General features: G+C 37.2%; 28 protein-coding genes. 12 read left to right on the top strand and 16 right to left on the bottom strand.

The genetic code is table 11. The annotated features are described in order from the left end of the window. Positions 1-558, top strand: a 558-nt coding sequence (dsbB, locus tag AC27IF_RS11505; protein WP_487054469.1) for a disulfide bond formation protein DsbB, incomplete at its 5' end; no start/stop codon positions are given. A gap of 52 nt (positions 559-610) precedes the next feature. Here the strand turns inward: dsbB and psrA are convergent. Further along, positions 611-1,237 (bottom strand): TetR family transcriptional repressor PsrA, encoded by a 627-nt coding sequence (psrA, locus tag AC27IF_RS11500; RefSeq protein ID WP_487054468.1) that lies wholly within the window; start codon positions 1,235-1,237, stop codon positions 611-613. Positions 1,238-2,151: 914 nt separating this feature from the next. On the opposite strand from psrA, the gene AC27IF_RS11495 reads away from it, so the two are divergent. Next, a complete protein-coding gene (locus AC27IF_RS11495) occupies positions 2,152-4,008 on the top strand; it encodes a M2 family metallopeptidase (protein WP_487054467.1) in 1,857 nt (618 codons plus the stop codon). A 111-nt stretch (positions 4,009-4,119) separates the two neighbouring features. On the opposite strand, the gene AC27IF_RS11490 is transcribed toward AC27IF_RS11495, so the two are convergent. Then, entirely contained in the window at positions 4,120-5,700 is a 1,581-nt protein-coding gene (locus AC27IF_RS11490; protein WP_487054466.1) for a sigma 54-interacting transcriptional regulator, read from the bottom strand. A 259-nt stretch (positions 5,701-5,959) separates the two neighbouring features. On the opposite strand from AC27IF_RS11490, the gene megL reads away from it, so the two are divergent. Further along, a complete protein-coding gene (gene megL, locus AC27IF_RS11485; protein WP_487054465.1) occupies positions 5,960-7,198 on the top strand; it encodes a methionine gamma-lyase in 1,239 nt (412 codons plus the stop codon). A gap of 15 nt (positions 7,199-7,213) precedes the next feature. Here the strand turns inward: megL and AC27IF_RS11480 are convergent, their stop codons facing one another. Beyond that, the gene (locus AC27IF_RS11480) at positions 7,214-7,672 is read right to left on the bottom strand and encodes an HIT domain-containing protein (RefSeq protein WP_487054464.1); all 459 of its coding nucleotides are present in this window, start codon (positions 7,670-7,672) and stop codon (positions 7,214-7,216) included. 2 nt (positions 7,673-7,674) lie between these two features. Further along, the gene (ylqF, locus tag AC27IF_RS11475) at positions 7,675-8,610 is read right to left on the bottom strand and encodes a ribosome biogenesis GTPase YlqF (RefSeq protein ID WP_487054463.1); all 936 of its coding nucleotides are present in this window, start codon (positions 8,608-8,610) and stop codon (positions 7,675-7,677) included. A gap of 187 nt (positions 8,611-8,797) precedes the next feature. Here ylqF and AC27IF_RS11470 point away from each other — a divergent pair, with 187 nt between their 5' ends. Beyond that, a complete protein-coding gene (locus AC27IF_RS11470) occupies positions 8,798-9,097 on the top strand; it encodes a hypothetical protein (protein WP_487054462.1) in 300 nt (99 codons plus the stop codon). A 19-nt stretch (positions 9,098-9,116) separates the two neighbouring features. Here AC27IF_RS11470 and AC27IF_RS11465 read toward each other — a convergent pair whose 3' ends face one another. Continuing rightward, the gene (locus tag AC27IF_RS11465) at positions 9,117-10,028 is read right to left on the bottom strand and encodes a helix-turn-helix domain-containing protein (protein ID WP_487054461.1); all 912 of its coding nucleotides are present in this window, start codon (positions 10,026-10,028) and stop codon (positions 9,117-9,119) included. A 143-nt stretch (positions 10,029-10,171) separates the two neighbouring features. Here AC27IF_RS11465 and exaC point away from each other — a divergent pair, with 143 nt between their 5' ends. From exaC to AC27IF_RS11440, 5 genes are all read left to right on the top strand, one after another. Next, positions 10,172-11,692 (top strand): acetaldehyde dehydrogenase ExaC, encoded by a 1,521-nt coding sequence (gene exaC, locus AC27IF_RS11460; protein WP_487054460.1) that lies wholly within the window; start codon positions 10,172-10,174, stop codon positions 11,690-11,692. Positions 11,693-11,857: 165 nt separating this feature from the next. Beyond that, positions 11,858-12,631, top strand: coding sequence for a ribonuclease H family protein (locus AC27IF_RS11455; protein WP_487054459.1), 774 nt, complete (start codon positions 11,858-11,860; stop codon positions 12,629-12,631). 102 nt (positions 12,632-12,733) lie between these two features. Beyond that, complete coding sequence (locus AC27IF_RS11450) at positions 12,734-13,882, top strand: MFS transporter (protein ID WP_487054458.1); 1,149 nt, start codon at positions 12,734-12,736, stop codon at positions 13,880-13,882. 67 nt (positions 13,883-13,949) lie between these two features. Beyond that, complete coding sequence (locus tag AC27IF_RS11445; protein WP_487054457.1) at positions 13,950-14,186, top strand: hypothetical protein; 237 nt, start codon at positions 13,950-13,952, stop codon at positions 14,184-14,186. 25 nt (positions 14,187-14,211) lie between these two features. Further along, entirely contained in the window at positions 14,212-14,397 is a 186-nt protein-coding gene (locus tag AC27IF_RS11440; RefSeq protein ID WP_487054456.1) for a hypothetical protein, read from the top strand. A 35-nt stretch (positions 14,398-14,432) separates the two neighbouring features. Here AC27IF_RS11440 and AC27IF_RS11435 read toward each other — a convergent pair whose 3' ends face one another. The 6 genes from AC27IF_RS11435 to AC27IF_RS11410 form a co-directional block, all read right to left on the bottom strand. Continuing rightward, on the bottom strand, positions 14,433-14,777 hold the full coding sequence (locus tag AC27IF_RS11435) for a YajD family HNH nuclease (protein ID WP_487054455.1): 345 nt from the start codon (positions 14,775-14,777) through the stop codon (positions 14,433-14,435). An 86-nt stretch (positions 14,778-14,863) separates the two neighbouring features. Beyond that, positions 14,864-15,274: an acyl-CoA thioesterase gene (locus AC27IF_RS11430; protein WP_487054454.1), complete on the bottom strand. Its 411-nt coding sequence runs from the start codon at positions 15,272-15,274 to the stop codon at positions 14,864-14,866. 86 nt (positions 15,275-15,360) lie between these two features. Further along, positions 15,361-16,008 (bottom strand): DUF1707 and DUF2154 domain-containing protein, encoded by a 648-nt coding sequence (locus tag AC27IF_RS11425; protein ID WP_487054453.1) that lies wholly within the window; start codon positions 16,006-16,008, stop codon positions 15,361-15,363. Positions 16,009-16,190: 182 nt separating this feature from the next. After that, on the bottom strand, positions 16,191-16,724 hold the full coding sequence (locus tag AC27IF_RS11420) for a sugar O-acetyltransferase (RefSeq protein WP_487054452.1): 534 nt from the start codon (positions 16,722-16,724) through the stop codon (positions 16,191-16,193). 22 nt (positions 16,725-16,746) lie between these two features. Next, the gene (locus AC27IF_RS11415) at positions 16,747-17,319 is read right to left on the bottom strand and encodes a tRNA-(ms[2]io[6]A)-hydroxylase (protein WP_487054451.1); all 573 of its coding nucleotides are present in this window, start codon (positions 17,317-17,319) and stop codon (positions 16,747-16,749) included. Positions 17,320-17,375: 56 nt separating this feature from the next. Further along, on the bottom strand, positions 17,376-18,011 hold the full coding sequence (locus AC27IF_RS11410; protein ID WP_487054450.1) for a sulfotransferase family protein: 636 nt from the start codon (positions 18,009-18,011) through the stop codon (positions 17,376-17,378). Between the two features lie 185 nt (positions 18,012-18,196). On the opposite strand from AC27IF_RS11410, the gene AC27IF_RS11405 reads away from it, so the two are divergent. After that, positions 18,197-20,050, top strand: a complete 1,854-nt coding sequence (locus AC27IF_RS11405) for a GNAT family N-acetyltransferase (protein ID WP_487054449.1) — start codon at positions 18,197-18,199, stop codon at positions 20,048-20,050. 14 nt (positions 20,051-20,064) lie between these two features. Then, entirely contained in the window at positions 20,065-21,021 is a 957-nt protein-coding gene (locus AC27IF_RS11400; protein ID WP_487054448.1) for a histone deacetylase family protein, read from the top strand. Positions 21,022-21,050: 29 nt separating this feature from the next. Here the strand turns inward: AC27IF_RS11400 and AC27IF_RS11395 are convergent, their stop codons facing one another. Together AC27IF_RS11395 and AC27IF_RS11390 are read right to left on the bottom strand one after the other, a co-directional pair. Beyond that, on the bottom strand, positions 21,051-21,509 hold the full coding sequence (locus AC27IF_RS11395) for a methylglyoxal synthase (RefSeq protein WP_487054447.1): 459 nt from the start codon (positions 21,507-21,509) through the stop codon (positions 21,051-21,053). 19 nt (positions 21,510-21,528) lie between these two features. Continuing rightward, complete coding sequence (locus AC27IF_RS11390) at positions 21,529-22,500, bottom strand: AEC family transporter (protein ID WP_487054446.1); 972 nt, start codon at positions 22,498-22,500, stop codon at positions 21,529-21,531. Between the two features lie 273 nt (positions 22,501-22,773). Here AC27IF_RS11390 and AC27IF_RS11385 point away from each other — a divergent pair, with 273 nt between their 5' ends. After that, a complete protein-coding gene (locus tag AC27IF_RS11385; RefSeq protein WP_487054445.1) occupies positions 22,774-23,775 on the top strand; it encodes a Solitary outer membrane autotransporter beta-barrel domain in 1,002 nt (333 codons plus the stop codon). 17 nt (positions 23,776-23,792) lie between these two features. Here AC27IF_RS11385 and AC27IF_RS11380 read toward each other — a convergent pair whose 3' ends face one another. From AC27IF_RS11380 to AC27IF_RS11370, 3 genes are all read right to left on the bottom strand, one after another. Beyond that, a complete protein-coding gene (locus AC27IF_RS11380) occupies positions 23,793-24,230 on the bottom strand; it encodes a hypothetical protein (protein WP_487054444.1) in 438 nt (145 codons plus the stop codon). A 31-nt stretch (positions 24,231-24,261) separates the two neighbouring features. Then, entirely contained in the window at positions 24,262-24,813 is a 552-nt protein-coding gene (locus tag AC27IF_RS11375; protein ID WP_487054443.1) for a hypothetical protein, read from the bottom strand. Positions 24,814-24,893: 80 nt separating this feature from the next. Continuing rightward, complete coding sequence (locus tag AC27IF_RS11370; RefSeq protein WP_487054442.1) at positions 24,894-25,307, bottom strand: hypothetical protein; 414 nt, start codon at positions 25,305-25,307, stop codon at positions 24,894-24,896. Positions 25,308-25,331: the final 24 nt, after the last annotated feature.

The following is a 25,331-nucleotide window of genomic DNA, read 5'->3' as shown; positions in this document are numbered from 1 at the left end:
CGTCAACACTTCATCAAAATTTCAATCATAAGGCCAATAATGAAAACTATTAGTGATTTAACAACTTCTCCTAAACCTTGGCTACTTCTTGGAGTATCAGCATTAGGTTTAGAGTTTTGTGCGTTATTCTTTCAATACGCAATGGATTTAGCACCCTGCATTATGTGTGTATATCAACGCCTTGCTATTATGGCGATTATTGCAGCTGGCGTTATTGGCTTTGCTGGTCATCGTTATATGTTTACTAGAGTTATTGGTTATGGCCTATGGGGTACTGGCGCTGTTTGGGGATTTATAATTGCCCTTGAACATATTGAAATGCAGGCTAACAGTGGCTCACTGTTTTTTAGCTGTGAATTTATTCCAAACTTTCCAAGTTGGGCACCATTACATCAATGGTTTCCAGCTATATTTGAAGCTACAGGCGATTGTGGAGAGATAAGTTGGCAGTTTTTAGGTTACAGCATGCCACAATGGATGTTAGTGGTGTTTGGTATTTACAGTGCTATTTTTGTACTTGTCATTATCAATAGACTTGTACATGAAAAAAAATTATAGCAAAAATTGTTTGAGCGATAAGTTAATAATACTTACCGCTCAAATATAAAGGCTAGACTAAGATTGGCGCCGCAACACCTGCTGCAACATAAGGGATTACTTGCTTGATAACACCGGCAATATCAACCTGGCGATCAAAATCATTTTGAGCAATATCAATTAATGCATCGCTTGAAGACATAGTAAAAACAATAGTTCCCATGGTAAAATGTAAGCGCCAAAACATCTCTTCTGCGCTTAATTCTGGATAGGCTTTTTGTACTGCAACGGTAAAGTTCGCAAATACATTAGGGTATTGTGTGGTTAGAAACCAACGTAAAAAACCTTGGCTGTCTGTATAGCCTCGGCCTAATAATTGTAAAAAAGTACTAGTGCCATTCTCTTTAAATTCATTTAAGTATAATAATGGCTCAATGAAAGCAGAGAAAACTTCAATCAAAGTCGGTTGAACGTCGTCCTGGCACAATGCACTTAACGCTGACTCTAATCGTGGTGATAATTCATTCATGTACCGTGACATCACAGCTTTAATCAATTCTTTTTTAGAGCCAAAGTGATAATTTACTGCCGCTAAATTAACTTCCCCTAAACTTGTTATTTCTCGTAGCGATGTACCATTAAAGCCATTATCAGCAAAGAGTAGCTCTGCAGCATCTAAAATTTTATTTTTTGTACTCATGCTTATTGTTACCAGTAATCAAACGTCAAATTCAAACAGTTGTTTAAAATAACGTATTTATCCTCATTTGGTCAAGTGGATTCCAACGTTAAACAATTATATACCTACCTAACGGATAATTTTTGAACTAATTATAATATTAACACTCAAATCTTTTGTACATGAAAACTCCCTGACTCAGTGGCCTGATCTGTCAATCTGCTCTGAGTCTTTTTTTATCTCATTCTCCCAACTAGTACGTTACCTCATCTTACTTCATTAATTGGTTAGTAAATTACAAATTATTACTTAATCTCAACAGTTAAAAACAGGAAATACCGATATGATTGTTTCACTTTTCAAAGGTAGAAGCTTGAAATGTACTCCCTTGTTATTATGTTTTTTCATGTTGTAACTTTAGCTCATTCACCTTGAATGAGCTTTTTTTTGTCTTTAATTTCTAAACAATACTTGTCTTTGTATTTTTACAAACTGTTACTGACTCGTAACAGTAAAAAACAGTCGGATTGGATATGATGGTTTCACGTTTTAAGAATAAACACTTAAAACATCCCCCCTTTGTTATTATGTTTTTCATGTTGTAGTTTGGCTCATTCACTTTGAATGAGCCTTTTTTTATCCTTATTTTCTTAACTATCTAGTCAGAAATTACAAACTGTTACGGATCCTATACAGTAAAAAACAACCATTTTGGCTATTATAATCGCATGTTCAACGCTTAGCTTCCCCGAGCAAAAGCGCATGAGCATTAGTTTTACACTCCCTTGTAAACATTGTATTTCATGTTGTTTATTTTGCTCATTCATCTTTGAATGAGCTTTTTTTTGCCTATAATTTAATTAACCGTGCCCACTTTGAATTATTAACGAGTTTCAATATACTGATTTATCCTTTTAACAGTCTTTTGAACTCAAATGAAAAAAATAACAAATACCTTTAAGTTTACCGCTATAGCTCTAGTTGTTGCAGGAGCTTTATCAGCCTGTAGTCAAGATGCAAAAAAAACGACCACTGACGAAAACAAGCAAACAACAGCCACTAAAGTATTATCTAGCCAAGATGCCCAAGTATTTTTAGATGCTGTTGAAAAAGAAATGGTCGCTTTAGGCAAGTCTGGCGCCAGAGCCGCTTGGATTTACGCTAACTTTATCACAGAAGATACCGCTTCACTCGCTGCAGAAGCCGATCAGAAATCAACTGAAGCAGGTGTTCGCTTTGCAATGCAGGCTGCTAAATTTGATAATGTTGATGTGAGTGAAACTCAACGTCGCAAGCTGAATATTCTTAAGCAGTCACTAGTATTGCCCGCACCACAAGACTCAGAAAAGTCAGCTGAGCTTGCGACAATTGGCGCAGAGCTTGGCAGTATTTATGGTAAAGGCTCGTACACCACAGCAGCGGGTGAAAAACTGAGCCTTGGAGATATGACATCAACCATGGCTACCTCTCGAGATTACGATGAGTTACTAGATATGTGGCAAGGGTGGCGACAAATTAGTCCACCAATGAAAACCTTATATACACGCCAAGCAGAATTGGCTAACGAAGGTGCCAATGGTCTAGGTTATAAAAATTTAGGGGCTATGTGGCGTTCAAACTATGATATGCCAGCTGATGATTTTGCCAATGAATTAGACAGATTATGGGGACAGGTAAAACCTCTCTATGATGATTTGCACTGTTATGTTCGTAGCGAGTTAGGTGAAGAATATGGCACTGATAAGGTGCCACAAGACAAACCAATTCCTGCGCATTTGTTAGGTAATATGTGGGCACAATCTTGGGGAAATATTTATGATGTGGTTGCCCCAGAAAATGCAGATCCTGGTTATGATGTAACTAAGCAATTAGCTGCTCATGATTACGACGAAATAAAAATGGTCAAAGGTGCTGAGAAGTTTTTCACTTCACTGGGATTTGATGCTTTACCAGAAACATTTTGGACTCGCTCACTATTTACTAAACCAGAAGATAGAGACGTTATCTGCCATGCCTCGGCATGGGATTTAGATGCCAAAGATGATTTACGCATAAAAATGTGTATTCAAAAAACCGGCGAAGAGTTTTCAGTTATCCATCATGAGTTAGGTCATAACTTCTACCAACGTGCCTATAAAGATCAACCCGTCTACTTCCAGAATAGTGCTAATGATGGCTTCCATGAGGCTATCGGTGACACAATTGCCTTATCTGTAACGCCTAAATATTTAAAAGAAATAGGCTTAATTGATTCAATACCTGATGAATCAAAAGATATCGGCTTATTAATGAAAATGGCATTAGATAAAGTTGCCTTTATTCCATTTGGATTGTTAGTTGATCAATGGCGCTGGAAAGTATACTCAGGCGAAATTACACCTGAAAATTACAACACGGCTTGGTGGGAGCTGCGTGAAAAATACCAAGGTGTTGCAGCACCAATTGCTCGTGATGCTCAAGCATTTGACCCTGGTGCTAAATACCACGTTCCTGGTGGCGTTCCGTATAGCCGATACTTTTTAGCACATATTCAGCAGTTTGAATTTCATCGTGCTTTATGTGAAATATCAGGCAATACTGATCCAATACATCGCTGTTCTATTTATAACAATAAAGAAGCAGGTACAGCTCTTAATACCATGTTAGAAATGGGCTCAAGCCAACCATGGCAGCAGGCTTATAAAGTATTAACTGGTAATGAACAAATGGATGCTAGCGCTATTTTAGATTACTTTGCTCCACTACACGTGTGGTTAAAAGATAAAAACCAAGGTAAACAATGTGGTTTCTAGAATAATTTAGGGTTAATTCATTAATCTTTTGAAAAGCAAAGGCCTAATATTCCAGATATTAGGCCTTTTTAGTATATTAGAACCTTAAATTTTAAATGGTCTGATATAAACTTAACGCTCTATGCCATATAACCTTAACTTCATCGCTATTTTGTTGTGTGAAACATTTAATCGCTGCGCTAATTTTCGTGTTGTTGGAAATAGTGGCAAGAGCTGCCTTAATAAATTTTCCTCGAAATCAGCTTGAGCACATGCCCAGTCTTTTACTGATATATTAGTCGTAGACAGTGTTGTTCTTTGATTTAAATTTTCATCACCACCAGCTGAAAATTTAGCTAAGGCCTGAGTGATATCTTGCTCGTCAATAACGTCCCCAACGGTAAGTGCTACAACCGAAAATAAAATATTTTGTAACTGACGTATATTTCCTGGCCATTGATATTGCTGTAATAACGCTAATGCTGACTCGCTTAATGTTATCGTTTGAGATCTTGCATGAGGTAGGTGTTTTACTTGCATTGAGGCATTTTCAATAAAGTGATTAGCCAATAAGATAATATCGTCAGCTCGTTCTCTTAACGGAGGCAAATGTAAATTAAGTACATTTAAACGATAAAATAAATCCTCTCTAAACGTTTGATTTTTTAATCCTTGGCTTAAGTCTTGATGGCTCGCGCTGATGATCCTAACATTTGCATGGAGTTCACTAGTGCCACCAACACGACGATAAGAGAAGTCTTGCAAAAAGCGTAATAGTTTTGCTTGCAGATAAATAGACATTTCAGCGATTTCATCGAGAAATACACTACCTCCTTCAGCTAGTTCAATTAAACCCGGCTTTCCGGATTTCTTTGCGCCAGTAAACGCACCACCGCTATAACCAAATAATTCACTTTCTAATAAATGTTCGGGCAATGCAGCGCAGTTTATCGCTAAAAATGGTGCTTTAGCGCGATCACTTTTTTGATGTAAAGCACGAGCAACCAGCTCCTTTCCGGTTCCTGTTTCACCGGCAATTAATATCGGTAAATCCAACTTTGCGAAGCGCTCACCCTGCTCTTTAATTTTTTGTATTTGAGCTGAGCAACCAATTATATTTTCAAAACTATGCTCTTGATGGCTTTGCATTAACGAAAGCTGTCTACCAACAATCGTCATAGAGCGTAATGTTATCATAGCGCCTGTTAATTGCTTATTATGACTGATAACTGGGCTGATATCGGCCATATAAGTCTTACCATTAAATGACAATGAGTGTGTACTGGCTTTATCGGTAAGTAAATTCTGAACTTCTTGGTCAATATAGTGAGCTATTGGTTGCTCAATCATGTTAGCAGCATCTTTTTGACCATGAGTTGCTAACAATTTTCTTGCCGCTAAGTTAACGGCTAAGATGATCCCTTGATGGTCAATATCTATCATGGGATCAGGTAACCTATCTAACAAAGATTGTAGGTGATTCTCTCTTTGTTCAATGGGTAATAAACTAATTTCTTTAATACTGATAATACCTGAAATCGTCTCTAAACAATTACTGATATTAGCCAGTTCAATACCATCTTGGTCTATGTGGACATAAGTATAAAAACTTGTCACTTCAACAGCAGTCAAGTTCCACGCTTGCATAGCAAATGCTGTTAATATTTCTTGGCTAATACCAATTCTATCGCTAGATTGAATTTCAATTCTCATGGCAGACGTCACAACTAATGTAATAAATATATTACTAGTAATAATATTAGTACAATCAAACTAAGTCCAATAAAAATAGGTAATTACCAGTAATTACAGCTTTTCATCATATTCCACAGTTACATTCGTAATAAATTTATTACAACCCAATTGGTATTCAAACACATAAACAAGATAAGTAATTGTTAAATAAACAAAAATCATTATTGGCAGTTAATTTGCAATTATCAAATTACACTTGAATTCAGTCGAGACCTTAATGAAAAATAATAACAATGTTTTTAGCCAGAAGCCTGCCATAGAAACACAAGCCATCCATGCTGGGCGTATTAATGACGAACAGTTTGGCTCATTAGCTACACCGCTATATCAAACTTCTACCTTTATATTTGATGATGCCCAGCAAGGCGCTGATAGATTTGCTGGAGAAAGTGAAGGTTACATTTACACACGACTAGGTAACCCTACTACACGTCAATTAGAAAGGCGCGTTGCCAGTATGGAAGGTATGGAAGATGCCGCTGCGACGGCCACTGGCATGGCTGCTGTTTCAGCGGCCTTATTAACCAATTTACAAGCGGGCGATCATATGATTTCTTCAAAAGCGGTTTATGGCTGCTCGTTCGCATTAATGAATCATATGCTGAAAAAGTTTGCCATTGAAGTCACGTTTGTCGATATGACTGAGCCTGAAAATATTGTCAATGCCATCCAAGATAATACTAAGCTGGTCTTTTTAGAAACACCGATAAATCCAAACTTAGTCGTATTAGATTTAGAAAAGATCTGCGTAATAACTAAAAAGCATCAACTGATCAGTGTCGTTGATAACACGTTTCTTACTCCTATTTTACAGCAACCAGCTAAATTTGGTGCTGATATAGTCATTCATAGTGCGACTAAGTACCTAAATGGTCATGGCGATGTGGTAGCAGGTATTGTTTGTGGTACCAATGAAATGATCAATGACATCAAGCTAACTACCTTAAAGGACATTGGCGGCACAATGAGCCCACACGATGCTTGGCTTATTATGCGAGGCATAAAAACCTTACCTATTAGAATGGAGCGACATTGCAGCAACGCACAAACCGTTGCCGAATTTTTAGAGCAAGATGAGGCCGTGAAACAAGTGTATTACCCAGGGCTCACTTCCCATCCTGGGCACAAATTCATAGGCAAGCAAATGAAATCTGCCGGTGGTGTCATCGCTTTTGAGCTAAACACTGACTTAGAAGGCGGCGCCGATTTTATCAATAATATGCAATTATTTTCTATCGCGGTCAGCTTAGGTGATGCTGAGTCATTAATTCAACATCCAGCCTCAATGACACACTCTCCTTACGAGCCAGAAGAGCGAGCAAAAGCAGGCATTACCGATTCATTAATTAGAATATCTGTCGGCTTAGAAAATGTTGAAGATATTATTGTCGATTTACGTCAGGCTTTAGCCAAGGTAAAAATTAAAAGCACTAAAGAGGCAGAGCATGCTGCCTAATCATTAAATAAGTAATTAAAGACTCGCTAAAATGACTTCTAGCTGAGGTAATAGCTTTTCTTTCAATATCGTTAATTCTTCATCTTTATACGGAATTAATGCTTGTTGGCCCCATATCGGTTTAGGCCAACAAGCATCACTTTTATAGCGAACCACATGATGGACATGTAATTGATCAACCACATTTCCAAGTGCCGCAACATTCATTTTATCACCTGAAAATACTTGCATAAGTAGTTCACTTAATAAACTCGACTCATTTAATAACTGTTGCTGTTGTTGCCAGTCTAATTGATAAATATCAGTGATATCGCTAACTTTGGGTACTAAGATAAACCAAGGATAACTACTGTCATTACAGAGTAATAGTTTACTTAACGGAAACTCAGCTAATTCGAAGCAGTCTAAAGCCAGCTGTGGGTGTAGAGTAAATGATGTGTCTTGATCTGTTACTTGCGTAGGCGTAGTAGTCATGATTATTTCCTTTTATTTTTTCTGCCACGGCCGCGAGCGAGTTTTTTCGCTTCACGAGCTGCCAGTTTCTTTGCTTCTACTTCGGCAAAATGATGATTTTCTTTCTCAATATTTTCCGGCATTTCAAAAGTAATAGCCCCTAAGGTTTTATCGCGTATTTCATTGATTAAAATGACAGAAGCTTTGTGCATATCAACATGGCCACCGCTGCGAACACAACCTCGATTTCGACCTATAGCTTCAATTAAGTCTTCTTCGTGTTGGGGTAGCTCATTCAATTTATAACGTTCAAGTAATCGCTCAGGGTACGTTGCAAGTAAGTATTCAGCGGCAAAATAAGCAATGTCATCATGATCAAAGGCCGTATCTTTAACTGCTCCTGATACAGCCAGTCGGTAACCACTGTTTTCATTGGCTATCTTAGGCCATAACATGCCAGGAGTATCAAAGAGATAAAGACCTTCAGCCAATTTTATCCGTTGCTGCCCTTTAGTCACAGCAGGCTCATTCCCTACTTTCGCTTTAGCTTTACCCACCAGGGTATTGATTAATGTCGATTTACCGACATTTGGGATCCCCATAATAACCGCATTAATCTGCTTTCCTTCGGCATCTTTATTGGGCACCAACTTTTTAATCAAACCTGGTATCGTTTTCGCTGTTGCAGAATTTTCAGTGGTTAATGCTATCGCTTTTACATTGTGCTGTGACTCAAGATAATCAAGCCAGCGTTGAGTTTTACTCTCATCCGCTAAATCACTTTTGTTGAGGATTTTTATCAGTGGTTTATCACCTCTTATTTCAGTGATCATTGGGTTTTCACTGCTAAAAGGTAAACGTGCATCACACACCTCTATCACGACATCAATTTGTGGCAATATTTCTTTAATTTCTTTTTGCGCTTTATGCATATGGCCGGGAAACCAGTTAATTGCCATTAAAATTCCTAATCTATCACTCTATTTATAACTAGATCTTAACAAGCTTTAACTATAGGACAAAGTCTTAAACGTTTTTCTGAACAAAAATTAAACTTTTAGTAACTCGTGCCGATTAAATATTAAGCAACACATGATGATAATAATAAGTTTAAATGATAATAGTTAAAAATTAAGGGATTAGGATATGAAATATATAAGCGAGTTAGCTTATGCCAGTCATATTGCACAAACCAATAGAACGGCTAGAGATAAAAAACAAAAGAATAAATATCAGCAAAGTAAATTACTTGTTAATGACTTAATGGATGAATTTGATGAGAAAACCCAAAACTTAATTGACGATATAAACGCTAGTTGTTGGGATGGCGAAGATAGACGCGTAGGTAATGATAGACGTGAAACTAATTTAAATAGAGGACGCTACCTTGAATCAAGAGCAAAAAAGGATCGTCGTTATAGCGCTGAACTTTATGTAAAAATATAAGTAATTAAGTTCAAAGTCATTAGTTTACTAGGTTTTTCATTTTATATTGTCTCGGCGTTACCCCATAAAACTGCTTAAAGCAGCGACTAAAATGGCTAGCATTATTAAAGCCTAAGTCAAAACTAGTTTGGGTAATTTGTTGCCCCTGTTTAATGCGCTCTGCTGCTAACTTTAATCGTAACTGCTGCTGAAAGGCGACGGGACTACAGCCAAAATGGTTACGAAAACTATTGAAGAATGTTGTCCGCCCCATACAGGCGATACGTGCTAAAACATCCACATCTAAGCTCTCACCTAAATGTTGCTCGATATAATTAACCACTGCCGTCAAGCCATTGTTATCCGGCTCACGTTGACAAAAAGACAGCATAAAATCTCGAGTTTGATGTCGTAATAATCGAATAGTGAGCTCAGAAACCGCTAATGAAATCATCGCACTTCTATCTTGATGATTTTCACCGTAAATTTGGACAATACGATTGAGTAACCCTTGAGTTTGTTGATTATGGTGTGTATGTACTAATTGATTATTATAGTGCCAATGCCCAAAGGCTTGGTCTAATGGTGCATGTTCATTTAAGCTGCTTGCTACTTGTAAAATTCTATCGGTAGAAATTTCTATCGCCAAACAAGTTGTTGGTTTGATGAGCTCAGCGGTAGGAAAATCAATCTCAACCATACTGTCTGGTGCCATAACAAAAGACTCATGCGGTAAAAATTCACTATCAAAGTGTTCCTGTTCACTATGCATCACTTTTTTACCTGTCACCATGGCGCAAAATAGTAATTGATCAGACTTAAGCTGAACTTTTTCGGCTTGTTCATAAGTATCATAAATACTGAGTTCAGATTCAGGCCCTGCGAATGTCACTTTATTTTCAACAAGTACCCTAGGTGAGCTTCTTTTATTTTCTATAAGCGGTGAAATCATAATCTTTTTTATTAATTAAAAAATATGAACTAGTAGATAAGTTTTTTGAATTTTCAGCATAGTTAAACAAATCATAACTAACTAAAGTAAAACCACCCGGCGAAAAAAACAACTAAAAAAGTAAAATAAAGAAGGAAATTATTATGATTTATGCAATACCAAACTCAGACAATGCTGTTATAAGCTTTAAAGAGCGTTATCAAAACTTCATTGGCGGTCAATGGACAGAGCCAAAAAATGGCAATTACTTTGATAATGTCAGCCCAGTAAATGGTAGAGTTTTCTGTCAAATTCCACGTTCAGATGCTGATGACATAAATTTAGCCCTTGACGCGGCACATCAAGCCAAAGACGCATGGGGAACCACCTCGGTTACTGAGCGCTCAAATACCTTGTTAAAAATTGCCGATATTATTGAACAAAACCTTGAAATGCTCGCCGTTGCCGAAACTTGGGATAATGGTAAAGCTGTGCGTGAAACGCTAGCCGCAGATATTCCACTTGCTGTCGATCACTTTAGATATTTCGCCGGCTGTTTACGCTCACAAGAAGGCTCCATTGGCGAAATTGATGAGAACACTGTTTCTTATCATTTTCATGAACCACTAGGTGTGGTTGGACAAATTATTCCTTGGAACTTCCCTATTTTAATGGCGGCTTGGAAACTTGCTCCAGCGTTAGCCGCGGGAAACTGTGTGGTACTTAAACCTGCAGAGCAAACTCCTGCCTCCATTCTAGTATTGATGGAGTTAATTGAAGGCATACTGCCTGCTGGTGTATTAAACATAGTAAATGGCTACGGTAAAGAAGCAGGTGAAGCTCTCGCTACCAGTAAACGAATTGCAAAAATTGCCTTTACAGGCTCAACCCCTGTTGGTGCTCATATTCTAAAATGTGCGGCAGAAAACATTATTCCATCAACCGTAGAGCTTGGCGGAAAATCTCCAAATATATTCTTTAATGATGTCATTGCACAGGAAGATGAGTATTTAAGTAAATGTATCGAAGGCGCTATTCTAGCCTATTTCAACCAAGGTGAAGTTTGTACTTGTCCTTCGAGGTTATTAATTCAAGAAGATGCTTACCCCAAGTTTGTCGAGATGGTGATAGAGCGAACTAAGGCAATAAAGCGTGGTAATCCACTTGATACAGAAACTATGGTGGGCGCACAAGCCTCTCAACAACAATACGAGAAAATATTATCTTATATTGATATTGGTAAAGCAGAAGGTGCTGAAGTACTAATGGGCGGTGGTGTTGAGCCTGTTGCTAATGACATAAGTGCAGGTTTTTACATTCAACCGACTTTACTCAAAGGCACCAATGACATGCGTGTATTCCAAGAAGAAATTTTTGGCCCAGTAATTTCAATGACCACCTTCAAAGATGAAGCGGAAGCACTAGCAATTGCCAATGATTCTGAATTTGGTCTAGGGGCTGGAGTCTGGACACGAGATACAAACCTTGCTTATAGAATGGGGCGTAAAATACAAGCAGGCCGAGTATGGACCAACTGTTACCACATGTACCCCGCTCATGCTGCTTTTGGTGGTTATAAAAAATCAGGTGTGGGCCGTGAAACACATAAAATGGCGCTCGAGCATTATCAGCAAACTAAAAACTTATTGGTAAGCTATGATGTTAACCCGCTAGGTTTCTTCTAAAACTGAAATACAAACAATTTAACAAGCTATCAAAAGAGCGATAACAATTACCTTGTTATCGCTCTTTTTTCTGGCTTTGGGGAAGATTATTGATAATAATAGCAATCATAAATATCAATAAAAACAACGCTAATATTAAGTGTGTTTTACCAATAAAAGAGTGTTATGAGTAAGAAATTTTATGTAGTGTGGAAAGGTGCTAAAACAGGCGTATTTTCAACGTGGAGTGACGTGCAAAGCCATACCCAAGGACGCTCTGATGCACAGTTTATGGGGTTTCCTTCAAAAGCTGAAGCTGAAGCTGCTTATGCTTCAACCTATACTAAAGCGTTAATGAAACGCTCTTTAAGCAGCAAAAGCTCAACGACCAGCAAAAAAACTGCAACCAAGAAAAGTACCGCTAGCCCTCAAGGCGAAAGTGCTGATATTCAAATTTATTGTGATGGTGCATGCTCACCTAACCCAGGAAAATCAGGAACAGGCGTAGCATTATACAAGCAAGGAGTCCCAACAGCACTTTATTATGGTTTATATAATGCTAACGGCACTAATAACACAGCAGAGCTATATGGCATGTTAGTGTCATTTAAATTAGCACAAAAACAGCTTAAATCTGCCGATAAGGTTCAAATTTTATCAGACTCGAAATACTCTATAGATTGTATTACCAAGTGGGCAAAAGGTTGGCAAGCGAAGGGCTGGACACGTGGTAAAGGAGAAGAAATCAAAAATATTGAGTTAATTAAAGAATGTTTTGCTTTGTATCAAACACTGAAAAGCCAGCTAATAATTTCTCATGTTAAAGGACATGCCAATATCGAAGGTAATGAATTGGCAGATAGAATGGCGGTATTAGCTAGAATAGAGCAACAAAAACCACTAGTTCAATATAAAGAAACACTTAATATAAAAACAATACTGGCTATGGAATCAGGTTAGTTAATGCCAACTATGATTTTATTAACTTTAGTATTAATTATACTGAGCGCGTTCCTATTATCTCGTAAGTTTAATTTACCTAAAAATGTTTGGCTATTATTTATGGCCCAGCCATTAATTATGTGCTCAGCACCAATAGTCGTCTTTATTGGCGGCATACTATCTAGCCAAATGACCACGACTCCTTCACTAGCAACCTTACCTATCACGTTAATGATTTTAGGCGTGGCGACTGGGGTTATTCCTGCAGCAATGATAGCAAAAAAACAAGGCCGGAAATTCGCGGCTTTTAGTGGTTTAACTTGTCTAATTGTCGCATCCTTAATAGCTATGGCGTCAGCAAGAATAGCTTCTTTTGAACTATTTACCCTCGCAAGTTTTATGATAGGTATTGGCGGAGCCTTTACTCAACAGCTCAGGTTTGCAGCTATCGAAAGCACCAGCAACAAGGCAGATATCCCGAAAATTTTATCGATACTCATGTTAAGTGGTGTCTTTGCCGCCTTTTTAGGGCCGGAAATTGCTGTAGTTGCTAAGGACTGGTTAACCTCACCCCATGGTTATGCTGGCTCATTTCTGCTGTTAGCTGTATTTCTTCTCATTGCAGTTTTTATTATGGGCTTTTTTCAAAACCCAGAGAGTAAAGAGGAAGTTAGCTCAGGTGTTGCTAGACCTTTATCGACTATAATTAAACAGCCTATTTTCATTGTTGCTATTTGCAGTGCAACCATCGGCTTTGCTTTAATGAGTTATTTAATGACAGCGACGCCACTTAGTATGCATCATATGCAAGGGCATAGCCTTAATGATACAAAATGGGTTATTCAAAGCCATATTGCTGCCATGTATTTGCCATCGTTGATAACACCGTTCTTAATTAAACGTATCGCCCTTAAAGGCTTGTTAATGGTTGGTTGCTCTGTTTATGTCATTGTCGCAATTATTGCCTTATCAGGACAACATGTCGTTCATTATTGGTGGGCATTACTACTATTAGGAATTGGTTGGAATTTCTTGTTTTTAACGGGAACTTCGTTATTACCGCAAAGTTATGAAGCTTGTGAGCGCCATAAGGTGCAAGCCACTAATGATTTTGTATTATTCGGTTTTCAAGCATTCGCTTCACTCATGGCTGGTTGGGTATTATTTAACGCTGGTTGGTATTGGGTAGTTATATCAAGTTTACCTTTTATCGTTAGTTTATTTATTGTTGCTTGGTATTATCAAGGCTATGCTAAACAACAAGCCTAGGCGATAAAATAATGCTAAGGTATTAATTTATTAGTAATATATTAAGTAATATTTTGAAGGGGTTTTTATGAGTACGTCGGTAATGGTCATTGTTATTGTGTCGGTGGTTTTCGGCATTATTTTTGAAATGTATAAAAAGCATCTTGAATTTAAAGCGAAAACACTTGCTCATAATAATGAAAGTGATGAAGCAACCACAGAGCTTAAACAACAAGTTGAGCACTTAACTCAGCGAGTACAAGTATTAGAAAAAATAGTTACTGACGAAGGATATCAGGTACAAAAAGATATCAATAACTTATAGCTGTAAATAAACAATGAAACTGATCATGAAAACCGAGTTTGATAACCTCAGAAATAACAATCTCCACTGTTATGAAACTGACTCTAACGGCGATAAGCAGGTGGTAAAAATCTATTGTGGTGAGTCATTAATTGCCAAAAAGCTCACCATGAAAAAGTCAGTTCGCTATTTTGGCATTAAAGGTTATCAGCAGTATTTGCTAACAGAGTGATAGTTTACATTTCATTATGAGACTTGCTATAACACTTACTTTTTAAGCATAGATTTTAGATCTGCAAAAGGGTTGTAAGTAGCAGTATCTTGGTTACTCTCTCCTGCTTTCACTTCCGTCTGATAATTAGCATGTTCAGTATACTTAGCATGTTCATTATCGTGGCAATATATACACAATAATTCCCAGTTGCTGCCATCGTTAGGGTTGTTGGTGTGATCATGGTCAATATGATGTACCGTCAACTCTTTAATATTTGAGTAAACAAATTCACGTGCACATCGACCACATACCCAAGGGTAAAGTTTTAATGCGCGATCACGATAACCTTGCTCTTTTTGTTTATAATTAGCACTAGTGCCAAAACGATCTGAGGACATGTGAGTAATCTAAGATAAATGATACTGATATTGTATGGCTATGCTTTAACCTTATCAACCACTGTATTAGCACTTATTGACGAAAGCTAGACATTCAATTTATTAATTTCTATTTCAGTTTGCTTGGTTAACTCATCGAGTGTTTTACCATGAGGGATAGGTTTACGAGAGACGGGATCGACTTGTACAAAAACAATATCATCAGCCAAACAGATGGTTTTTTTAGTCGCTTTATTTCGTACTAAACAAGTAACGGTAATAGATGTTTTGCCTACCTTTTTGGTTGCCAAGCCAAACTCAACTACGTCACCTTGCATTGCAGCTGATTCGAAGCTAATTTCACCAATATGTTTGGTTACTAAACAATTGGTTTCTAACTGACAAATCGCAAAAATAGCCGCTTCTTCATCAATCCACTCCAGTGCTCGACCACCAAATAAAGAGTTTGCATAATTTAAATCGTTTGGCATAACCAAACGACGAGAGAGAAAGCGCATAATCTAGCCTGTAAACAAAATTTCAATGGCATAATTATAGCGTTAATCTCTTATTGTCTCTATGCAAACCATCGAAAAGACGCTGTTTATGAGAACATTTTCTTTAAACTATTCGCCATATCAACAAACTTTTCTTTCACACTACGTTTGATCTCAATATCAACACCACTAAAGATTGAAAGCCCTTCAATAATAATAGTCGGGGCACCATTGTTGGGTAAGGCGTTAGTGGCCACTGAATTATCTATGCTACCAAAGATACAAAATGCTTTGGATATGACATTGACGTTTTCAGGAACATAAATGGAGTCACCGCTAAATAAGCTAAAGATTTTAATACGAACAATATCTTGGCAAAACTGGGCGTGGGTTAAGTCAATATCGGTACCACTAAATATACTAATATAACGTAATTCTTTTGGTAATTTAAAAGCACCGCCGCGGGTGCTACCACTAAAGATATTAACCATATAATCTAGATCTTCTGTCTCCCCTTGAACAAAATTAGGCGCTAAGTCTTGTTTTTTATTCTCAACAAAAGCTTTATCTACGGTTAATGGTAAGTCTTCAGCAAGTGCTACCAATGATTTATTACATTGCAATTCCATTGCTTGATCCAGTCGTCTTTCAAACGCTTCATAAGACAATTCACCGTGGCTATAATTCATGATCAGTTGATCAATGACTTCACTACGAACTGTTTCTGTTGGCCTGTCTTCTAAAGTTACTGACATTCTTATTTCCTTTTTATACGTTAGTTTCATAATACGAACTTAATTCTATGCTTAAAAAAGCAAATACCAAGCCAATATATTTTTCCTTAAAATACAATACACTAAAAACGATACGCTCTTAGTGTGTGAAAATAAAACTATGTTTTGGTATAAATTGCTACAAGTTAGTATATTTTAACACCCTACAAATCACGAATTTTCACTGCCGGATTACCAGCATAAAAGCCATTTTCGTCAATACTTTTAGTAACAATACTCCCTGCCCCAACAACGCAATTATCACCGATGGTGACACCCGCAAGTACAATAACACCGCCACCTAACCAAACATTATCACCAATATTAATATTTTCACTAAAATTGGCTTTTGTTAATCTAGCTTTTGGATTTAAATCATGAGAAACCGCCAGTAATTGTACGTTTGGACCAATTAAACAATCATTACCGATATTAATGGTATTTTCAGTAGAGTTAGCGCCATCAATTATCGTGCAGTTAGCATTTATAAAGCTTCTATCCCCTACTGAAATTCCATCGCCATAATCCATATGAAAACCATATTCTATAAATACCCCTTCACCACAATGTTGAAACAAAGCTTTCAATCGTTTCAAGTTGCCTTTACTAGGGCTACGTGAAAACTGGCGACAAGTATCATGCACCAATTTTCTTCGGCTGATTAGTGCCGGTGTGATGCTATCAAAACGTGTTTTCATTAGATGGCGTTAAACATATGAATTAATGCAGCACCGCTTTAATAGGTAAGTTTTTACATATTTCAGCTTCCGCAATTAAGATTTCTTCAAGGCGTTCATCAACTTGTGCTTTATCAAAATATTCATACGCTAATTCAACGAATAAATTTTTATGCTTTTCTTCTGATTTAGCTATGGCGACATATAAATCTTTATCTTTACCTTCAGGTAAGGCTTGTGAAACTAACCAAAATTTTTCATAGCCGCGTGCTTCAATAACAGCAGCTACCAATAATCTGTCCATTAAAAACAAGTTAGTACCATTGCGAAAAAGCTGTCTGATCTGATTGATGTAAGGATCTTTTTTATCTTGTCCTAAGGTGACATCTCGAGCGACTAATAACTTTAACACTTGCTTAAAGTGGATTAGCTCTTCGATGGCTAAATCTGTCATGGCGCGAACAAGTTTCGCTTTATCAGGGTAATGAGACAGCATAGCCATTGCCATACCTGAGGCTTTTTTCTCAGCTGCAGCATGGTCTTGTAAAAAACTTGGAAAGTCAGCCAGTACCGCATCAGTCCAGGCTTGGGTAGTATCGTATTTTAATTCAAACATTTAAGGTATTTCATTTAATTTAATGTATAACGTGGATTTTACAGATGATGTCCGTATTAATAAAGTACCTTATCAATACGACCTTTTTTGGTCGATTCAATTTTCAATACATTATTAATATCTTGCCAAGCTCTAACTTTGCCGCCGATATTGATTTGTTTAAAGTTATTTTTATTGTCTATCGGCAATTCAATACCCAAAAACGCTAATAATTGCTGATAACTCTTTTCATCACTGACATCTATGGTCAATAAATCCTTAGCTCGGTTTTTAAAGTAATGATTAATGCTCTGCTGATGACGCTGATAGCACTGTAATAAGAATTCATCCTGATTAATATTTTCGGCTGTTAATGGTGAAAACACCTCATGATAACAACGTTTAAGATGAGGATTAAAGCCGCCATCACTACGTTGTAAATTTACAATCATGCGTTGTAGCAATTGTTTTATTGAAGGTAGCCATTTGTCGGCATCACGCGTTAAATAAATAAATTTGCTGTTGGGAAAGTGTTTATCAAGCTGTTGATAGTCACAAAATATCGGTGTATCAGCAAGGACTTCAGCCTCACTAAAGCATTGTTGAGTATAAGCGTTGTGTGCGGTTTTAAATCCGAGCGCTAACGTTGCTACACAAACACTGGTTGTCGCTGTTCGTGGTAATCCGATGATAAATATTTTACTTGAAGTCACTACATATCCGAAGGTAATCTTTTAATAAACAGATTGTACCATTGACTATGATCAATGAATATTTTGTTCGCTAAGTCATACTTAAGGCTAATAGCTAATGTATATATAAAGTGTTTTAATTTAATTGAGGTTAATGTGCTTTTCATTAGGAAAATTATTCAAACTAGCCAGCAATAGGAACTTTAATGTCTAGACACGATGAAAAACGAGACAGTATTAATTGGCAAGATTATTTAAAATCTGGCAACCGAATATTTATCGGCTCTAATGCCGCTGTGCCTAATGCCTTAATAGATGATTTGATTAAAAATTCTAAACAATTACACGATATTGAAACCGTTCATATCCTTACCTTATCAGATAATGAATGGGCAAAAGCTGAGCATAAAGATCTCTTTAAAGTAAATAGCTTATTTATCGGTGGTAAAAACATTCGAGAGGCTATAGCAGAAGGTCGTGGTGATTATACTCCGTGCTTTATTTCAGATATTCCGCGTTTATTTAATGAAAACAGTTTACCGTTAGATGCGGCGCTAATTATGGTAAGTCCACCCGATGAATATGGTTATTGCTCTTTAGGTGTTAGTGTCGATATAGTTTCCGCCGCAGTAAAAGCTGCAAAATACGTTATTGCACAAATAAACCCTAAAATGCCTCGGACCAATGGCCATAGTTTTGTCCATATCAATCAAATTGATGCATGGATGAACGCCGAACAAACCCTACCACAAGTAATACCACCAGAGCTTGATAGGCGCAGTGAACAAATAGGTCAATATGCCGCAATGCTGATTGAAAATGGCGCTACTTTACAAATTGGGATAGGGAAAATTCCTGAAGCGGTATTGCGTTATTTAGCCAACCATAAAGATTTAGGTATTCACAGCGAAATGATCTCTGACGGTATTATTGATTTAATGCTAAAGGGCGTCATTAATAACCGCAAAAAAACTTATCATAAAGGTAAAGCGGTCGTTACTTTTTGTATTGGAAGCCAGAGGTTATATGATTTTGTTGATGGGAATCCTCATATTGAATTTTATCCATCCGAGCATGTAAACTCGCCAGTCAAAATTGCTAAAAATGACAACATGGTTTCGATAAATAGCGCCATAGAAGTTGATTTAACCGGACAAGTGGTTTCTGACTCTATCGGTTATCAATTTTACAGTGGCATCGGTGGCCAAGTAGACTTTATTCGTGGCTCTTCGTTAAGTAAAGGAGGCAAACCGATAATTGCATTACCCTCCACCACTCGAGACAGTAAAATATCTCGTATAGTGGCCCATATCACCGAAGGTGGTGGTGTCGTAACTTCTCGTGGTCATGTCGCCTATGTTGTTACAGAGTTTGGTATAGCTTCACTGCAAGGGAAAAGTATCCGTGAGCGAGCCTTAGAGCTTATTCGCATTGCTCACCCTAAGTTTCGTGAACAACTACTCGCCGACGTACGTAAACATTATTGGGTGCCTGAGTATCAAGAAAGCTCACCTAGCTCAGTGCCTGAATTAGGTAATGTAGAAATGAAGAAATTCACTTTTGCTAATGTAAATTATATCCTAAGACCACTAGCACCTGCTGATGAGCGTAAGTTACAAGAGTTCTTTTATTCACACAATAAAGAAACCTTGATCATGCGATATAACCACCACGTAACACAAATGACTCGAGAGAAGTCGTGTAATTTAGTGAGTGTTAATCAACATGTTGATTTAGCCTTATGTTTCACTCGTAAAGATTATTTAGGTGAAGCAATTCAAGCGGTTGCTCGGTATTATTATATTGAGAACATTAATGCTGGTGAAGTAGCCTTTGTGATAAAAGAAAGTCTTCGAGGTCGAGGAATGGCGACTACTTTATTGGGTGAAATGATCGCTATTGCAAAAATCCGCAAGCTTGATAGTTTAATTGCCTGCGTACGCAGAGATAATGCCTCTATGCTCAAGGTTTTTGAAAGATCTGGCTTTGTTCGTCAACCAAGCGAAGACTATGATGAAGTTAGTCTACAGTTAAATTTAAAAGACACAGACAATAGTTAATTAAGAGAAATATCATGACAGTAGGAATAATAGGTCACTACAAATGTGGTGAGCATGACATGGGTGAACACCATCCTGAAAATGGTAAACGCTTAACGGCTATTTCAGATCAACTGATCCGAAGTGGTCTTGACTATGTCGTTCGACAGTTTGACGCTAACCCCATAGATCCTTCATTGATATCGTTAGCGCATACTCAAGATTATATCGACTATGTATTTAGTAACGCCCCCACCGAAGACGATGAACATTTTTCTGTTGGTGAAGATGCTTTAATGAATTCAAAAACATTAAGCTCTATTTTATTGTCTGCTGGCGCCGCTATCGATGGTGTTGATTTGGTGATGGATAAAACCCTAACTAGTGCTTTTTGTGCAACTCGTCCACCAGGTCATCATGCTGAGCATAATAAAGGCATGGGCTTTTGTTTTTTCAATAATGTTGCCATTGCTGCAGCCTATGCCAAACAAAAATATCAATTAAAACGCATCGCTATTGTTGATTTTGATGTCCATCATGGCAATGGTACAGAAGACATAGTGAAAAATTACTTTCCTAAAGTTGATCAAAACTACGAAGGCAGTTATTTGTTTTGCTCAAGCTATCAATACCCTTTTTATCCTTTTGATATTAGAGAAAGTAATACGCCACCCATTATAAATACACCATTGGCAGCAACCACCAAAGGTGAAGAGTTTCGCCAAGCTATTACCGAAAATTGGTTACCAGCATTACAAAAATTTAAACCAGAAATGATTTTTATATCTGCCGGTTTTGATGCTCATATCGAAGATGATATGTCACACGTTAGCTTAACCGAAAGTGATTACCGCTGGGTGACTGATGAAATAAAAGCTATCGCAGATGAACATGCACAAGGACGAATAGTATCTGTACTTGAAGGAGGTTATCACTTAGGCGCTTTAGGTCGAAGTGTTGTGGCCCATATCAATGGGCTTATTGGCAACTAACTTAGCAATGAAAAAGGACCACTATAATGTTAAGTCGTTCTTTTTGCTAAATAGCCTTGATAGTCAGGAATACGGGCGTGATAACTTTCGTTAATATGGCTTGAATCAAGTATAAAATCAGCCGTGGCAATATTAGTAGCAACCGGAATATTCCAAACCGCAGCTAACCTCAGTAACGCCTTTACATCAGGATCGTGTGGCGCAGCGTTCATAGGATCCCAAAAGAAAATCAAAATATCAATTTGACCTTCAGCAATCTTAGCGCCAAGCTGTTGATCACCTCCCATTGGGCCAGAAAGTAAACTCGTGACCGGTAACTTCAACTCTTTAGTTAATAATGTGCCCGTCGTACCGGTAGCATATAGATGATGATGTTTTAAAAGTTCAAACCTTTCTCTAGCCCAGGTAAGTAACTCACTTTTCATATGATCATGTGCTACTAGGGCGATACGTTTATTTTCTGCTAACTCTCTCGTCGTATATTCCATCAGTAAATCCTAAATATGCTTAGTTTATGGCAATTAAGTTAAATGATATTAACATTGCAAAACCAAAAGTAACGGTAAAAAGTGATAATAATGTTGAAATTATAATTATTTTAGCCGCTAAGTCACTATTGCCCTTCATCGCTTTTACCATGATAAAGCTTGCGGTTGCCGTTGGTGACGCTGCTAAGAAAAAGAGTACACCAGCGGAGATTGGATCAATTGGCCAAATGAGCATCAAAGCTATTAAGATAACCGGACTTAAGATTATTTTCCATACACTAGCGACCAAAGCAGGTTTTATATTTTCTCTGAGTTGTAAAAAGTTTAGTGAGCCACCAATACCAATAAGCGCTAGTGGTAATGTCATTTTAGCAAGGTAAAGGTTCGTTTCCATTATGATATTAGGTATGGGTAAATTAACAACATTAACAAGTAAGCCAGCGCAAATACCTATGATTAACGGATTTTTAATAATATCTTCAAGATTCTTTCTTAAAGAGAACTTCTTGTGATGTAGACTGGCGTTTAACGTATAAATAGAAAATAAATTATAAACGATAATAATCACCGCCATGGGTAACGTTGCAATAGCGACACCTTGCTCACCATAGGCATTGGCGCAAAGTGCTAAACCAATAATGATTAAGTTACCTCGAAAAGCTCCCTGAACAAAAACACCTTTATCTTCAGGGGCTTTTACAATGTACTTACCACTTACACTTGTCAGGAAAAACACGATAAGTGTTGTCGCTAGTAATATAATAATATGTTGAATATTTACCAGTTTTTGAAAATCATATGACGCTGTGCTGGTAAATAACATCACAGGTAAACCGATATTAAAAATAAGTTTAGAAGAGGTTTGAATAAACTCTTGGTTAATAATCTTTTTGTTATTTAACCATGCTCCTAAAGTAATAATTAAGAAAATAGGTGCGGTAACACTAAAGGCTACATTTAATAAAGCATAAAAGTCGACTAATGAGGGCATTCGTTACTACTATATTTGTTAATATTTTCAACAAGGAGTATACCACTTCTTATTGGCTAAATTTCCTTCACCCTAGAATGATTTTTAAGGTTTTAGATTATTTTCAAATGTAAATTACTACAATTTTATCTTTAGTTTGCTGACATATACCTTTGCCGGTTTAGTAATGAAAGTTAATAATAATTCAACTAAACACCTAGTTTGTTCATTACTTAACCATTTGCTAGAATGATGTATCACACCTCAAGTTCAGCCATTAATCATTCTAATATCATGAAAACAAATTGTTTTTATTTATCGATATCAAGTTATATTTTTGCAATATTGGTAAGCTCTTCTCATGCATTAGCCTATAACCCAACAAAACAGTTTGAAGAGGCATTTGCTACGGCCGTGCTCATTACTGATAGTGATACCATCAGTTTAGGCATAGCAAATTTTGATCCTGAAGTGCTATTAAAACCAACTCAATCACATTTGTTAAAACATCTCACTGAGGGAGAATCAGTAGAGCTGAGAAACCAATTAACCAATTTTAGTGTCCCTTACACTTATACTTTCGATAACAAAAACAAATTGTGGTCAGATACTCTCACTCTACATCTGGGCTACTTTAAGCAAGACAGCTCTCATAGTTTGTATGAAGAAACAGATATAGTGCCAGACGATAATATCGATACTGTGTTTTCAGGTTATATTGGCTATAGCCGTTTTTATCCTTTATCTAAGCGATGGAAACTAAGGTTGAGATTGGGTAGTTACTTAATGCATTATAAAAATAAACATAATTTCAATAACTTACTATCACAGTCGATTCAAGAACAGTATGATCAAGTTTATTTTAATACCCAAGCCAATGCATTTCTCATTGAACCTAATGTTCGATTTACTTACATATCAGAAAAGAATTGGGGTAAATGGGAGTTTTATACAGATGTGAACTATTTTGCTGGTAAAACTATTTCTGGCTCGCCATCAAGTGAAGATGCAAAACCCAATGGCTGGCGTGTAAACAATACCCTTAAACTTCATTACAGTATGAATCAATCAAGGTTTCATGCTGAATCATTGTATGTAAAATTTCAGCGCTCAGATATCAGCGACGATGTTGTAAAGGCCTTAGATACCGATCACTTTTATGAAGCGGGTATTGGTGTATTACTTGATACCCGTAAATTGACCGACTGGATTGACAACATTGGTATAGGAATTAACATAAATTACGGTAGTGCCTTAAATGGCGGCAGCATTGTTTTTTATTTTAATGAGTTTTAGACATCACTTGCAATCTATCACTTACTGATAGCACTACTAACGCCAAGTTTTTCTGCATCTTTAACAACATGTGCTATTAAGCGTTCAACGGTAGGAATACCTGAAGCAGGAGCGGTACCTGAGTGTTTAGCCATAAATACATAACCTTGAACTTTATCTCCTGCTTTATTTATCCCTTGTGAAGGAATCGCTACAAGCTCTATTTTGTCGGTATCTCCGCCCCAATCTACGCTTGAGTGATAACCTAACCGTGAATCAGATAATGTTTCAATTGTCCCGGTACTAAACTCTGATTTCATTGCCGATAACATCAACCTTTTAGCTAACGCTTCAGGAATGATATACACATGTCCTTTTCCCTCTCCTCCATCATCGAGAGAGCTGACAGTGCCAGAGCAACTCGTTACAAAAAATATTACGGCAATTAAACACAGACTTTGGTAAATTTCTTTCATTGTTAATCCTTTACTTAATACTTGAAACTTATTATTCACACAAAACTCGAACTTTGGTCATAGCATGATCTATTTCATCATCGGTTTTCGCCGTCAATGCATCATGTCTTGCCTTATCGCATGCTTTAGCTTGAGATTGTTGTTGAGCGATTACATCTCCCTCACTTAACGCTTTGTGTTGTGGGTTTAAACAAAAACTTGTGGAAACACTTCTTAAATTAACATGTTTTTTAGTCGTTTCTAACGCTACACATTGACCTTCACTTAAACCGCCTTCTTCCATCACCACTTTTATAGGCTTACCATTAACATCGACCGTATATAGAAAAACGCGTCTGTCACCTTCAAGTGCCGAAGTAATTGCATAACTATAAGCGGCGCCACCTAGTGCCCCTGAAAAATCATGGCCAACAACACCACCGACAACACCGCCAATAATAGCGTTTTGCAACACTTTAGAATCTGGTGTAGTAATAACCACTGACGAAATGTTGCCATAGCTTATTGTTGGTGGCTGTTTAGCAGCAACATTTATACTAAAAAGTGCAAAAGTAGATAAAACAAAGATATTGATAATATTCATATAAATCCTTGTTAAGAAGTTAAACTAATGAGCGTTTGGCTAAAATGTCCTTTTTAATATTATTCATTTAGTCGGCTAAGTTAATCTTGCTGATCTAAACTTTTTAAATCAGTGGTATCGACATTTTTCACAGCATCATTCGCCACCTTATCAAAGTCTCTATTTTTATTAACTTCTTTGGTTATTTGAGAAGTACTGTAAGCATTACCTGCAGCATTGCCGACAGAAGTTGCTTGCGCTTGTAATTTTTTACCTTCCATTTCTCCTGCTAACCAACCTGACTGATAGCTAGTATCAGCGGCGAATCGCTCGGTATCTTTTATATAATGCTCAAATGCATTCCCTCCTTCACTCATGCCGCTATGTCTACCATCATGAAAGCCTTGAATATAAGCTTCATTCTTACCTGCTTTACGTAAACTATCATCGGTAGTGCCACAGGCGCTTAACATGAGTACTGATGTAACCATTAAAATTATTGCTTTAATATTCATTTTTTTGTCCTATTATTTTTCTTC

It is taken from the genome of Colwellia sp. KS18-150 (genome assembly GCF_057551365.1).
Note: the sequence above shows the minus strand (reverse complement) of the source record. Positions and strands in the feature narration are given on the sequence as shown.

Coding starts and splice junctions, on each gene's coding strand:
- psrA (WP_487054468.1), bottom strand. CDS start 1,237: ATGAGTACAAAAAATAAAATTTTAGATGCTGCAGAGCTACTCTTTGCT.
- AC27IF_RS11495 (WP_487054467.1), top strand. CDS start 2,152: ATGAAAAAAATAACAAATACCTTTAAGTTTACCGCTATAGCTCTAGTT.
- AC27IF_RS11490 (WP_487054466.1), bottom strand. CDS start 5,700: ATGAGAATTGAAATTCAATCTAGCGATAGAATTGGTATTAGCCAAGAA.
- megL (WP_487054465.1), top strand. CDS start 5,960: ATGAAAAATAATAACAATGTTTTTAGCCAGAAGCCTGCCATAGAAACA.
- AC27IF_RS11480 (WP_487054464.1), bottom strand. CDS start 7,672: ATGACTACTACGCCTACGCAAGTAACAGATCAAGACACATCATTTACT.
- ylqF (WP_487054463.1), bottom strand. CDS start 8,610: ATGGCAATTAACTGGTTTCCCGGCCATATGCATAAAGCGCAAAAAGAA.
- AC27IF_RS11470 (WP_487054462.1), top strand. CDS start 8,798: ATGAAATATATAAGCGAGTTAGCTTATGCCAGTCATATTGCACAAACC.
- AC27IF_RS11465 (WP_487054461.1), bottom strand. CDS start 10,028: ATGATTTCACCGCTTATAGAAAATAAAAGAAGCTCACCTAGGGTACTT.
- exaC (WP_487054460.1), top strand. CDS start 10,172: ATGATTTATGCAATACCAAACTCAGACAATGCTGTTATAAGCTTTAAA.
- AC27IF_RS11455 (WP_487054459.1), top strand. CDS start 11,858: ATGAGTAAGAAATTTTATGTAGTGTGGAAAGGTGCTAAAACAGGCGTA.
- AC27IF_RS11450 (WP_487054458.1), top strand. CDS start 12,734: ATGGCCCAGCCATTAATTATGTGCTCAGCACCAATAGTCGTCTTTATT.
- AC27IF_RS11445 (WP_487054457.1), top strand. CDS start 13,950: ATGAGTACGTCGGTAATGGTCATTGTTATTGTGTCGGTGGTTTTCGGC.
- AC27IF_RS11440 (WP_487054456.1), top strand. CDS start 14,212: ATGAAAACCGAGTTTGATAACCTCAGAAATAACAATCTCCACTGTTAT.
- AC27IF_RS11435 (WP_487054455.1), bottom strand. CDS start 14,777: ATGTCCTCAGATCGTTTTGGCACTAGTGCTAATTATAAACAAAAAGAG.
- AC27IF_RS11430 (WP_487054454.1), bottom strand. CDS start 15,274: ATGCGCTTTCTCTCTCGTCGTTTGGTTATGCCAAACGATTTAAATTAT.
- AC27IF_RS11425 (WP_487054453.1), bottom strand. CDS start 16,008: ATGTCAGTAACTTTAGAAGACAGGCCAACAGAAACAGTTCGTAGTGAA.
- AC27IF_RS11420 (WP_487054452.1), bottom strand. CDS start 16,724: ATGAAAACACGTTTTGATAGCATCACACCGGCACTAATCAGCCGAAGA.
- AC27IF_RS11415 (WP_487054451.1), bottom strand. CDS start 17,319: ATGTTTGAATTAAAATACGATACTACCCAAGCCTGGACTGATGCGGTA.
- AC27IF_RS11405 (WP_487054449.1), top strand. CDS start 18,197: ATGTCTAGACACGATGAAAAACGAGACAGTATTAATTGGCAAGATTAT.
- AC27IF_RS11400 (WP_487054448.1), top strand. CDS start 20,065: ATGACAGTAGGAATAATAGGTCACTACAAATGTGGTGAGCATGACATG.
- AC27IF_RS11395 (WP_487054447.1), bottom strand. CDS start 21,509: ATGGAATATACGACGAGAGAGTTAGCAGAAAATAAACGTATCGCCCTA.
- AC27IF_RS11390 (WP_487054446.1), bottom strand. CDS start 22,500: ATGCCCTCATTAGTCGACTTTTATGCTTTATTAAATGTAGCCTTTAGT.
- AC27IF_RS11385 (WP_487054445.1), top strand. CDS start 22,774: ATGAAAACAAATTGTTTTTATTTATCGATATCAAGTTATATTTTTGCA.
- AC27IF_RS11380 (WP_487054444.1), bottom strand. CDS start 24,230: ATGAAAGAAATTTACCAAAGTCTGTGTTTAATTGCCGTAATATTTTTT.
- AC27IF_RS11375 (WP_487054443.1), bottom strand. CDS start 24,813: ATGAATATTATCAATATCTTTGTTTTATCTACTTTTGCACTTTTTAGT.
- AC27IF_RS11370 (WP_487054442.1), bottom strand. CDS start 25,307: ATGAATATTAAAGCAATAATTTTAATGGTTACATCAGTACTCATGTTA.